Source organism: Lutibacter sp. B1 (genome assembly GCF_012524075.1).
Taxonomy (GTDB): Bacteria; Bacteroidota; Bacteroidia; order Flavobacteriales; family Flavobacteriaceae; genus Lutibacter.
On the sequence record NZ_JAAZUI010000016.1, the window covers coordinates 11652 to 23912 of the forward strand.

Consider the following 12261-nt stretch of genomic DNA (forward strand, 5'->3'; position numbering starts at 1 on the left):
TATTTGTTTTCAATTATTTATAAAAACATAGGTAGTATTTTTCTCAAAAACCTTGACAGCCTATCCCCCACAACCAATAAGCTTGCTTTCTTTTTTCTTTTTCTTTTAAAATTGAAGTAATTAAAAAAATAAAAGTTGCATTTATACAACGTAATTTTTCAAATACAAGTAAATCACAACAAAAGAGGGCAATACAGACCAATAAGATGTAAAAAGTATAACAAATCCCTAAATTTGATATATTAAAAGCAAAGCCGAGTAAAGTCCGTATCAAGTTCGAATGTAATTTAAATTTTAGTAAAATGGGTAAAATAAATCAAGGAATCCTGGGCGGATTATCAGGTAAAGTAGGAAATGTAATTGGAGGATCGTGGAAAGGTATCGACTACCTTAGAATTAAACCTTCAAGTGTAGCAAATCCAAAAACAGAAGGACAAGTAAATCAAAGAAATAAATTTACTGCAACATTAGAATTTTTACAACCTAATATTGAATTTATTCGAGTAGGCTATAAAGGTTATGCTGTGAAGCAAACAGCATTTAATGCAGCAATGAGCGAAGTACTAAACAATGCTATTGAAGGAACTGCTCCAAATTTCACAGTGAATTACGCTGAAGCATTATTAAGCAAAGGCTCATTAAAAGGAATGCTAAATGGTGTTTTTGATGTATCTACAGGTACTCAAATTGAATTTACGTGGGACAATAATTCAAATGACATAAATGCCAATGCTGAAGACAAAATGATTTTCTCTGTATATAACCCTACAAAAAAAGAATCATTGGTTGAATATGGATCTACAAGAGTTAATGGAGCAGTCATAAAAGTACTTCCAAATAATTTTTCAGGTGATTTGGTACACGTATTTACAGCCTTTGAATCAATAGATGGAAAAGTATCAAACAGCACATATTTAGGTTCTGGTACGGTAGCTTAGTTTTTAGACCTAATATTGTAAAATGCCGCTACATTAAATTGTAGCGGTTTTTTTATCTATACCTACCAATTTCTAATTCTTTTCTTAATTCATAGTCTGACATTGTATGATAATCTTTTCTACCAATATCTCTTTCTTCAATTGCCTTTTGCCTTCTGTAATACAAATATGAATTAAAATAACCAGCTCGTAGGGTAATATAAATTCTCTGAGTATCACCTTCAAATGTATGCTCAACACTATCAACATAAAACATCCCTGTACCCACTTTTGAATGAACAAAAGTAAAATCAATTTAATCTCCAATTCTTGGCAGATAGTTTAACTTCTTACATTTTTTTTGTGCATAATTATCAAAATAACGGACAAAGAAAATAAGCTCAACTTTTCCAAACTCAAATATAAAGTCAAGACTTTCATCATCAAATAATTTATAATACATCTCTTTAATCAACTTACTAAGTTGTGAATACTTAATATTTAAAGTTTCCGAAATTTCTTTAATCGTTGGAAGCTTTAAGTCATTATCATTTAAATAATCCTTTGCAAAAATTAAATCAAGAAATAATTTATATTTCGGTTCATCTTTAAATGCTCTGATTACCTGCTCCTTAATAATCAAAATATCGATTATTGCACGTTTTGTAGAATAAAATGTTAACATTTTTCTATTAAAATTATAAAAAAACGCTTGAAATATAAGTAATTATTACAGAAATATTGTGGGGATAATGTGGGAATATTCTAAAAAGTAAAAACCTTAACTCTCTAATAATAAGATTGTTAAGGTTTTAATTTGCTTTTTTAAGCGGTCTGGACGGGACTCGAACCCGCGACCCCATGCGTGACAGGCATGTATTCTAACCAGCTGAACTACCAAACCGTTGCTCTTAGCGGATGCAAATATAATAGCGTTTTTTGTATTTGCAAAGGTTTTTTATAAAAATATTATAAAAATCTTTTTCTGCTTATCAGATATGAAATTAACACCTGATGAAACCCTTTATGAATATCAACAGGTACATAATCAATTTTATATTGCATACACTTCAATTTCAGACTATTAAAATAATTTTCAACAGTATTCTTATATTGATTTTTAACTGATGAAGCATATAAATTTATCTCTTCGCCTGTTTCTACATCAACAAATTTTTTCGGCGAATTTTCAAAATCAAAGTCTAATTCCAGCTTTCCATCAAATGTATGGAATAGTACAACCTCGTGCTTATTGTACTTTAAATGTCGTAAAGCTTCAAAAAGTTCGTTCTCACTTTTTGTAGTTTGAAACATATCAGTAAACAAAAAAATCAAAGACCGTCTATGTATTTTTTCAGAGATCTCATGTAAAATCTTATAAGTATCAGTTAACGTAGTTGATGTATTATTAATTAAACTCTCTAACTGAGTTAACAACATTCTTCTATGTCTTTCACTACCTTTTGCAGGTGCGTAATAATCATTTTTATCACTATAAATACTTAAGCCAACAGCATCTCTTTGTCTTTTTAATATTTCCATTAGCGATGCAGAAGCCAATGCTGAAAATGATATTTTTGATAAGTTCTCTAAAGAAGGATTTTTAATAATTGGAAAATGCATAGATGCCGAATTGTCAATAATTAAATGGCAACGCAAATTAGTTTCTTCCTCATATTTTTTTATAAATAGCTTTTTAGTTTTAGCATATAATTTCCAATCTATATGTCGGGTGCTTTCTCCATTGTTATACAATCTGTGTTCAGCAAATTCAACAGAAAACCCATGAAACGGACTTTTATGCATTCCTGTTATAAAACCTTCAACCACCTGATTTGCAAGCAATTCAAGATTATTTAATTCTGATATCTGATTTACCGATAAAGCACTCATTTGTTAAATAGCTATTTGTAAATATACTATTTAAAAAAAAAAGCTCAACAAATAATGTTGAGCCTTTTTTAAATTATTACAATTCACATTTTATAAATGTGACTCTATTTTTTGTATATATGTTGCTTTTGGTGCTACACCAACTTGTTTTTCAACAACTTCTCCATTTTTAAATACCAATACAGTTGGAATATTTCTAACACCGTATTTAGCTGCGTACTCTTGATTTTCGTCAACATCTACTTTAGTAATTACCGCTTTTCCTTGGTATTCTGTAGTTAGTTCATCCATAATTGGAGCAACCATTCTACATGGACCACACCAAGCTGCCCAAAAATCAACCACTACAGGTTTGTCAGAGTTTAATACTACTTCGCTAAAAGTAGCGTCTGTTACTTCTAATGCCATATTATATTTTTTTAGTTATTTATTTCTATTTAAATTATTTTACAAAAGTAAACAAATATTTTACCAACACAATTCAACTTATATTACTTTTATTTATAAAACTATTAACAAAACCAATTTTAAAAAATCTCTTTTGCTATTGCTTTAATATTATCAGATTTTCCCATAGAGTAAAAATGAACCACAGGCACACCTCTAGTAATTAACTCTTTAGACTGTTTAATAGCCCATTCAACACCAACAGCTCTAACTTGGCTATTATTTTTACACTTTTCAATTTCAAGTATTAATTCTTCAGGTAAATCTAATTTAAAAACTTGTGGTAATATTTGTAAATGACGTTTTACAGCAATAGGTTTTATACCCGGAATAATAGGAACCGTAATTCCAATAGCTCGTGCTTTTTCAACAAAATCAAAATACTTTTTATTGTCAAAAAACATTTGAGTAACCACATAATCTGAGCCGGCATCCACTTTTTCCTTTAAATAACGTAAATCCGTATCTAAACTAGGCGACTCCATATGTTTTTCCGGATAACCGGCAACGCCAATACAAAAATTCGCATTATAAGGAGTTTCAATAATTTCATGCAAATATTTCCCTTTATTCAAATTTTTAATTTGTTTTACAAGCTCAACAGCATAATTATTTCCATCTTTCGTGGGTGTAAAATATTTTTCATGCTTCATTGCATCACCACGTAGAGCCATCACATTATCCAACCCTAAATAATGACAATCAACCAATACATATTCTGTTTCTTCCTTAGTAAAACCTCCACACAATACATGTGGTATAGCATCAACATTGTATTTATACTTTAACGAAGCACAAATACCCACAGTACCGGGTCTCATCCGTGTAATTTTTCTATCAAAAAGCCCGTCTTTATCAATATACACATACTCCTCTCTCGAAGTTGTAACATCAATAAACGGAGGATTAAACTCCATTAACGGATCAATATTATTATACAATTCCTGAATATTTTGCCCTTTTTGCGGGGGCACAATTTCAAAAGAAAACAATGTGTTGCCTTTTGCCTGTTTTATATGTTCTGTAACTTTCATTGTATTAGTTGTTGATTGTTAGTTATTGGTTTTTTGTAAAATCACCTAATAAAAAACAACACATTTTTTTATTTCTTTTTAATATGGGCGTTCCCTTTCAGGTCGCGCTTTCCGTTATATCTTTTTAAAAAATTAAAAAGGATGCCACTACAATCGCTAACGCAAAACAGAGTACTTTTTAGTAGCAAATGTACGTTTTTAGCTAATTTATTTTATAACTTTTTCACTTCTCACTTCTCACTTATAATCCCCCCTTCGGGGGCTAGGGGGCTCACGCTAAATTTGGGTTTAACCATTTTTTAGCTTTTTCAACACTTATGTCTTTCCGTTTTGCAAAATCCTGCACTTGATCTTCAGTTATTTTACCCAAACCAAAATATTTTGCATTTTCATTTGCAAAATAATAACCTGACACTGCCGATGCTGGCCACATTGCCAAACTTTCCGTTAACGTAACACCAATTATTTTTTCTACACTTAACAACTCCCAAATAGTTTCCTTTTCTAAATGATCCGGACACGCAGGATAACCAGGAGCTGGTCTAATCCCTTTATATCCTTCTTTTATCAAGTCATCATTCGATAAATTTTCATCTGTGGAATATCCCCAATGTTTTGTACGTATTTGCTTGTGTAAATATTCCGCAAAAGCTTCTGCAAATCTATCTCCAATAGCTTGTACTAAAATGGCATTGTAATCATCATCTGCTTCTTTATATTTTTTAGCCAACTCATCTACACCAAAAATTGCCACACAAAAAGCACCTATATAATCTATTTTCCCTGTTTCTTTTGGTGCAATAAAATCTGCTAAAGCAATATTTGGAGCTCCTTCACGTTTTTCTAACTGCTGACGTAACGTTCTAAAAACAGCTATTTCTTTTCCTTTTTTCTGAACAGAAATATCATCATCATTAATAGTATTGGCTTCAAACAATCCAAAAACACCTTTTGGTTTTAGTAATTGTTTTGCAATAATTTTTTCAATCATTGCTTGGGCATCGTTGTATAAATGCGTAGCCTGTTCTCCCACAACTTCATCTGTTAAAATCTCAGGAAATTTACCGTGCAAATCCCACGATAAAAAAAACGGACGCCAATCTACAAATGGTAACAACTCTTTTAAACTTAATTGTTTTAACATTTGTACACCCATTTCTTTAGGTTTTACAACAGGTGTTGTTTCCCAATCAATTTCAAATTTATTAGCACGCGCTTTGTCTAATGAAACATACGATTTTGTTTTCCCTCGTTTTAAAAACTTTTCACGAAATTCATCATAATCCTTTTTTAACTTTGCAACATATTCATTTGCTGTTTTTTTATTTAATAAATCACCTACAACAGTAACCGCTCTTGAGGCATCATTTACATATACCACCGCATTTTTATATTCAGGATTTATTTTCACAGCTGTATGTGCTTTGGATGTTGTTGCACCTCCAATCATTAATGGAATGGTGAAATTTTGACGTTCCATTTCTTTTGCCATATATACCATTTCATCTAAAGAAGGTGTTATAAGTCCTGATAAACCAATAACATCTACATTTTCTTCTTTGGCTCTTTGAATAATTTTTTCAGGAGGTACCATCACTCCTAAATCTACAATTTCGTAGTTATTACAGCCTAAAACTACACTCACAATATTTTTACCAATATCATGAACATCTCCTTTTACTGTTGCCATTAATACTTTTCCAGCCCCTCTCATCCCCGAAGGGGAAGCCTCCAAAGCTTCCTTTATTTTTTTTAATACCAAATCAAGATTTGACAATACTTCATCATTAGCGAATCTAATTACACGATACCCTTCTCCTTCTAACCAAATGGTTCGTTCTTCATCACTCGATTTATTTTCAGGCAATTGATGAATTGACCCATCTATTTCTATTATTAAATTGACTTTTAAACAAATAAAATCAACTATATAATTCCCAATAATATGTTGCCTTCTAAATTTATATCCTTCTAATTTTTTCCCACTTATTACATTCCATAATAACGCCTCTGCCTGAGTTGGCTGATTTCGCATTTTTTTTGCGTATTCTTTAAGCGCACCATAAATAACAGGATTTGCAGTTTCCCAATAATAAGTTCCCTTGGGGGATTTAGGTTTTTTTTTCGCTGCTTCAATAAAAGGTTGTAGATAGGCAACAGCTTTTTTCATTACACGTGCAGACTTTACTACTTGTGGTAAAAACATTTTTCCGGCACCAAATAAATCTCCTACCACATTCATTCCTATCATTAGATTTCCTTCAATAACTTCAATAGGTTGCGTAGCCGCTAATCTGGCTTCTTCTACATCATCAATAATATAAGCGTCAATTCCTTTTACCAACGAATACGTAATACGATCTTGTAAAGAACCTTCTCTCCAAGATAAATCTATTTTATGCTCTTTTGCTTCTCCTTTAACAGTTTCTGCAAACGCTAACAATCTTTCAGTAGCATCATCTCTTCTATTTAAAATAACGTCTTCTACATATTCTAACAAATCTTCCGGAATATCATCATACACCTCTAACATTGAAGGATTTACAATTCCTATATTCATACCGGCTTGTATTGCGTGATATAAAAACACTGAATGCATTGCTTCCCTAACTACATTATTCCCCCTAAAAGAAAACGAAACATTACTTACACCTCCACTAACACTTACATTTGGTAAATTTTTACGTACCCAACGTGTAGCTTCAATAAAATCGATAGCATTTCTCTTATGCTCATCCATTCCTGTTGCAACAGGAAAAATATTTAAGTCAAAAATGATATCTTCTGAAGGAAAGTGAACCGTATTAACTAAAATATCATACGAGCGTTTGGCAATTTCAATTCTTCTTTCATAATTATCGGCTTGCCCAACCTCATCAAAAGCCATAACTATAACTGCTGCTCCGTAACGTTTTATTTTTTTAGCTTCCCAAATAAATTTTTCTTCACCTTCTTTTAATGAAATTGAATTTACCACACATTTTCCCTGCACAACTTGCAATCCTGCTTCTATAATTTCCCATTTAGAACTGTCAATCATCATAGGAACACGACAAATATCTGGCTCTGCAGCAATCAAGTTTAAAAAACGAACCATAGATTCTTTTCCGTCAATCAAACCATCATCCATATTAATATCAATAATTTGTGCGCCACCATCTACTTGTTCTCGTGCTATTTCCAAAGCTTCGTCAAACTTTTCTTCTTTTATCAAACGTAAAAACTTACGAGATCCCGCTACATTTGTACGTTCACCAACATTAATAAAGTTACTTTCAGGTGTAATTATTAAAGGCTCTAATCCTGATAGCTTTAGCATCTTTTTATGGTTATTGGCTATTGGTTGTTGGTTGTTGGTAACTAAATCTATCATAATTTTTTATAATAATTAATAAAACCATTTAACAATTTTTTACAACAAACAATTTGCTCTAATATTAAATTTAACTCTTCCAATGATATATATTTTAAATCGTTAGATAAATACATTTGTGTTTCCAACTCAAATAAAGATCCACGAGAAATATGAAGAAAATGTATTGTGTCTTTTGAAGTATTTCTACCACATCCTTCAGCTATATTTGAAGGAATTGACACAGCACTTCTCCTCATTTGATTCGTAATTCCATAAACTTCTTCCTGCGGAAATTTTTTACTATATAAATATACTAAACTAACTAATTTTCTTGCTTCACTCCAAACCTCTAAATCTGTATATGCTTGCATTTTTAAATTTTGATTAATCCTATACGTATTCTTAAACCTCTAACAACCAAAAACTATCAACTACCAACCTTTTAAACTCCATCTTCGGGAGTAAGGGGACTTTTTCTTGGTTTATAATTCTTCACCAAATCAGCAATTGCTTTGATATGCGCCGGAGTAGTTCCACAACAACCTCCTATTATATTTACCAAATTCTTTTTTAAATATTCTTCAATTTGAGCTGCCATATATTCCGGCGTTTCGTCATATTCTCCAAAAGCATTTGGTAACCCTGCATTTGGATGTGCTGATATTGCAAACTCCGTTTTTGATGCAATTGCTTCCAAATGCGGTTGTAATAAATTTGCGCCTAAAGCACAATTAAAACCTACTGTAAGTAAAGGAATATGCGAAACTGAGATTAAAAATGCCTCTGCTGTTTGACCAGACAACGTACGCCCACTAGCATCCGTAATGGTACCACTAAGCATAATTGGAATATCAATCTTACGTTCCTCTTTAACTTCTTCAATTGCAAATAAGGTTGCTTTGGCATTTAAAGTATCAAACACTGTTTCAACCAACAATAAATCTACACCACCATCAATTAACGCTTCTATTTGTTGTTTATAGGCTATTCGCAATTCATCAAAAGTTACAGCCCTAAATCCCGGATCATTTACATCCGGAGACATACTTGCCGTTCTATTTGTTGGGCCTATTGAACCTGCTACAAAACGTGGTTTTAACGGATTTTTAGCCGTAAACTCCTGTGCAACTTCTTTTGCTATTTTGGCAGACTGAAAGTTTAGCTCGTACACATATTTTTCCATTTCATAATCGGCCATAGCAATGGTTGTGCTTGAAAACGTATTGGTTTCAATAATATCTGCTCCTGCTTCTAAGTATTTTTTATGAATTTCTTTAATAATTTGAGGTTGTGTTATAGAAAGCATATCATTATTTCCTTTTACCGAAATATGAAAATTTTTAAACTGCTCGCCTCTATAATCTTCTTCCGTTAAATTATAACGCTGAATCATAGTTCCCATAGCACCATCAAGCACTAAAATTCGTTCTTTTAATAATTGTTGAATTTCTTCCATATTTATTATATTACATAAACTTTTGAATTATTAATAAGGAAGAGTTTACTAGGGTGAAGTTTTCTAGTGTTATCTGCCCACATTATGCGGTAGAATGTAGCACCTTCTTTAAAAATAAAGGGTTGCTAAGGCTTCAACAGGTCTATTCCCTCTGCCTTTCTTAATAACAATTATCAATTAGTTTATGAACCTGACTGCAAATAAACAGCATATTCTGTTTATTTACAAACAATGTGTATTTATTTCACCTATTTACATATAAAAAGAATTAATTAATACTCACTAAATGTCAGGTTGTCAGTTTTATAGCTTTGGCATATAACTTGAAATTAAATGTATAAACTGAATTATTAATTTTAAAATTTTGAGTTATGTTACCAGTAAAAAGAAATCTGTTACCAACCATCTCGAGATTTTTTGATGATGATTGGGATTCGTTATTCGATTTTTCTAATCGCAATTTTTCTACAACACAAACCACACTACCTTCTGTAAATATAAAAGAAACTTCTAATGAATTTGTGGTTGAAATGGCTGCGCCAGGTATGAAAAAAGACGATTTTCAAATTGAATTGAACAATAATGTACTTACTATAAAAAGTGAGACAAAAAATGAAAAAGAAGAAAAAGATAGTGAAAACTATACCCGAAGAGAGTTTAGTTATCAATCTTTTCAACGTTCATTTAACCTCAATAATCGTGTAATTGACGATTCTAAAATTGAGGCAAAATACTACAATGGTATTCTTAACATCCTTCTACCTAAAAAAGAAGAGGTTAAAGCAAAACCTACTCGTCAAATTGAAATTGTATAATACAAATAAAAAAGGGTGGAAATATTTCCACCCTTTTTTATATATTTTTTAAGAATGTAAACCACACTCTCTGTTTTCTAAAACTTTAGTTGGATCAAAATACACAAACTCATTTGGTAAATTATGCTGATTTAAATATTCATCTAATTCTACATCTGACCAATAATAAAACGGACTTACTTTTAAAAGACCTTCTTTTCCTACTGAAACAATATCAATACTATCTCTAAAAGCAGTTTGTCCTTTTCTTAAATTAGTGAACCAAACATCCGGCTTATGCTCTTTCATGGCTCTGTTAAAAGGTTCTAATTTAACTTGGTTGGTAAAAACTTTATGCATTGGATCGTCAATATCAGGAATACCCATTATAGCATCTCTATATGCAGCAGTTTGTTTAGGCACATATAAAAATACATTTAAATTTAAACCTTCAATCAGTTCATTTGCATGAGCATACGTGTTAACTGTATTATAACCTGTATCGCACCAAATTACTTTTATGTCTTTTTTAACTTGTTTACAAGCATATAAAATTGCAACCTCATAAGGTCTGAAATTTGTAGTAACTAAAGGATTTTTTGCAATTTCTATTGCCCAAGCTATTATTTGCTCAGGAGATTTATAACGTAACTCTTTATTAATTTGTTTAAGGTTTAAATTTTTCATTGTTTTCCCCATTTAATAATATTCCAAATTCTTTCGTGAAAAAAATATAAAAGCATTTTAGTAATTAATTCTATTGAACCTATAGCTAACGCAAGTGTAACTTTACCTGTAATAATCCAAGAAATTATTATTGTATCTATAGTTCCAACAATTCTCCAACTTATAGATTTTACAATACTTCGTATTGGTTTCTCACAATTACTTGAGTTATTCAAGTTATTTTTTGTTTTCTTTAAAAAAAAATCGATCAAATATCATTTCCTTTACCAATATGCTTTATTCCAAGTACAAACATACAAAAAAAAATAATACCCTATTAATTCGATAGACTTTTAGATTGAAATGTTTGTTTATTATAATGTGTTTTAAACTTCAATTAAATCATACATTCAAAGCTTGATCTAAATCTTGAATAATATCAGAAATACTCTCCAAACCTATTGAAATTCTCACCAAACCCGGAGTAATACCCACAGCTAATTGATCTTCTACAGCTAATTTACTATGCGTTGTAGACGCCGGATGTGTAACAATAGTTTTAGTATCACCTAAATTAGCTGATAACGAACACATTTTAATGGCATTTAAAAATTTCTTACCTGCTTCAATACCTCCTTTTATTTCAACAGCAATAATATTACCGCCTAATTTCATCTGTTTTTTAGCTGTTATATATTGTGGATGAGAAGGTAAAAAAGGATATTTAACATTTGATATTTTAGAATGATTTTCTAAAAACTCAGCAACTTTTAAAGCGTTTTCGCAATGTTTTTCAACACGAACTGCCAATGTTTCTAAACTTTTAGACAATACCCAAGCATTGAATGGTGATAATGACGGGCCCGTATTACGTGAAAACAAATATATTTCACGTACCAACTCAGCTTTTCCAACAACAATACCTCCTAAAACTCTTCCTTGTCCATCCATTAATTTTGTAGCTGAATGCACCACCAAATCGGCTCCAAATTTTATAGGCTGTTGTATGTATGGCGTTGCAAAACAATTATCTATAATCAACAATAAATTGTGCTTTTTTGCAATATTGCCTAACAATTCTAAATCTATAATATCAACTCCAGGATTTGTTGGAGATTCTGCATATAGAATTTTTGTTGAAGGTTTAATTAAGCTTTCTATCTCTTTAGGATTATTAATATCAAAATAGGAAGTTTCAATATTCCACTTTGGAAAGTATTTTGTAAACAATGTGTGTGTTGAACCAAAAACTGAACGAGCCGAAACAATATGATCCCCGCTGTTTAATAAAGCTGCGAAGGTTGAAAATATAGCAGCCATTCCTGTAGCAAATGCATAACCGTCTTCGGCACTTTCCATTTTTACCACTTTTTCAACAAACTCTGTAATATTTGGATTGCTAAAACGAGAATAAATATTTCTACTTTTTTCTTCCGTAAATGAAGCTCTCATATCTTCAGCATCTTCAAACACAAAACCTGAAGTAACGTACAATGGTGTTGAATGCTCTTGAAATTGTGAGCGCTCTAATTGCGTTCTTATTGCATCGGTTTCAAAATTTTTTTTATCCATTATTCTAATAATTTAATCTCATCTTAATCTTTCCTAAATGGGGTATAGAAACTTTAATTTTTTGTTTAACTGTTGTATCGTTTAAACTTTTTGTCTTTGGGCTTCGACTCCGCTCAGCCACCAAAAT

13 protein-coding genes, 1 tRNA gene and 1 riboswitch are annotated in these 12261 nt (G+C 31.3%); of the genes, 2 read left to right on the plus strand and 12 right to left on the minus strand.

The window, feature by feature from the left end; all coding sequences use genetic code 11:
* Nucleotides 1-302 precede the first annotated feature (302 nt).
* Nucleotides 303-938, plus strand: coding sequence for a DUF6266 family protein (locus HGB55_RS10285; RefSeq protein ID WP_168816812.1), 636 nt, complete (start codon nt 303-305; stop codon nt 936-938).
* Between the two features lie 52 nt (nt 939-990).
* On the opposite strand, the gene HGB55_RS10290 is transcribed toward HGB55_RS10285, so the two are convergent.
* The 9 genes from HGB55_RS10290 to HGB55_RS10330 form a co-directional block, all read right to left on the minus strand.
* Nucleotides 991-1206: a hypothetical protein gene (locus HGB55_RS10290; protein WP_168816813.1), complete on the minus strand. Its 216-nt coding sequence runs from the start codon at nt 1204-1206 to the stop codon at nt 991-993.
* A 27-nt stretch (nt 1207-1233) separates the two neighbouring features.
* Nucleotides 1234-1602 (minus strand): hypothetical protein, encoded by a 369-nt coding sequence (locus HGB55_RS10295; protein WP_168816814.1) that lies wholly within the window; start codon nt 1600-1602, stop codon nt 1234-1236.
* A 145-nt stretch (nt 1603-1747) separates the two neighbouring features.
* Nucleotides 1748-1821, minus strand: a tRNA-Asp gene (locus HGB55_RS10300).
* Nucleotides 1822-1886: 65 nt separating this feature from the next.
* Complete coding sequence (locus tag HGB55_RS10305; RefSeq protein ID WP_168816815.1) at nt 1887-2810, minus strand: DUF58 domain-containing protein; 924 nt, start codon at nt 2808-2810, stop codon at nt 1887-1889.
* A gap of 90 nt (nt 2811-2900) precedes the next feature.
* Nucleotides 2901-3218 carry a thioredoxin gene (trxA, locus tag HGB55_RS10310; RefSeq protein WP_168816816.1) on the minus strand — a complete coding sequence of 106 codons (318 nt, stop codon included), beginning with the start codon at nt 3216-3218 and terminating at the stop codon, nt 2901-2903.
* A 119-nt stretch (nt 3219-3337) separates the two neighbouring features.
* Entirely contained in the window at nt 3338-4291 is a 954-nt protein-coding gene (gene metF / locus HGB55_RS10315; protein WP_168816817.1) for a methylenetetrahydrofolate reductase [NAD(P)H], read from the minus strand.
* 271 nt (nt 4292-4562) lie between these two features.
* Nucleotides 4563-7664, minus strand: coding sequence for a vitamin B12 dependent-methionine synthase activation domain-containing protein (locus HGB55_RS10320; RefSeq protein WP_168816818.1), 3102 nt, complete (start codon nt 7662-7664; stop codon nt 4563-4565).
* A complete protein-coding gene (locus HGB55_RS10325) occupies nt 7661-8017 on the minus strand; it encodes a four helix bundle protein (RefSeq protein WP_168816819.1) in 357 nt (118 codons plus the stop codon). The genes HGB55_RS10320 and HGB55_RS10325 overlap by 4 nt, the downstream gene beginning before the upstream one ends.
* 71 nt (nt 8018-8088) lie before the next feature.
* Nucleotides 8089-9102: a homocysteine S-methyltransferase family protein gene (locus tag HGB55_RS10330; RefSeq protein ID WP_168816820.1), complete on the minus strand. Its 1014-nt coding sequence runs from the start codon at nt 9100-9102 to the stop codon at nt 8089-8091.
* Nucleotides 9103-9168: 66 nt separating this feature from the next.
* Nucleotides 9169-9272: riboswitch (SAM riboswitch) on the minus strand.
* Between the two features lie 201 nt (nt 9273-9473).
* On the opposite strand from HGB55_RS10330, the gene HGB55_RS10335 reads away from it, so the two are divergent.
* Nucleotides 9474-9917: an Hsp20/alpha crystallin family protein gene (locus tag HGB55_RS10335; protein ID WP_168816821.1), complete on the plus strand. Its 444-nt coding sequence runs from the start codon at nt 9474-9476 to the stop codon at nt 9915-9917.
* A gap of 48 nt (nt 9918-9965) precedes the next feature.
* Here HGB55_RS10335 and HGB55_RS10340 read toward each other — a convergent pair whose 3' ends face one another.
* The 3 genes from HGB55_RS10340 to HGB55_RS10350 form a co-directional block, all read right to left on the minus strand.
* Nucleotides 9966-10583 (minus strand): phosphoadenosine phosphosulfate reductase family protein, encoded by a 618-nt coding sequence (locus HGB55_RS10340; RefSeq protein WP_168816822.1) that lies wholly within the window; start codon nt 10581-10583, stop codon nt 9966-9968.
* The gene (locus HGB55_RS10345; protein ID WP_247649204.1) at nt 10580-10798 is read right to left on the minus strand and encodes a DUF2061 domain-containing protein; all 219 of its coding nucleotides are present in this window, start codon (nt 10796-10798) and stop codon (nt 10580-10582) included. Before HGB55_RS10345 ends, HGB55_RS10340 begins: the two co-directional genes overlap by 4 nt.
* 166 nt (nt 10799-10964) lie before the next feature.
* On the minus strand, nt 10965-12134 hold the full coding sequence (locus tag HGB55_RS10350) for a PLP-dependent aspartate aminotransferase family protein (protein ID WP_168816824.1): 1170 nt from the start codon (nt 12132-12134) through the stop codon (nt 10965-10967).
* Nucleotides 12135-12261: the final 127 nt, after the last annotated feature.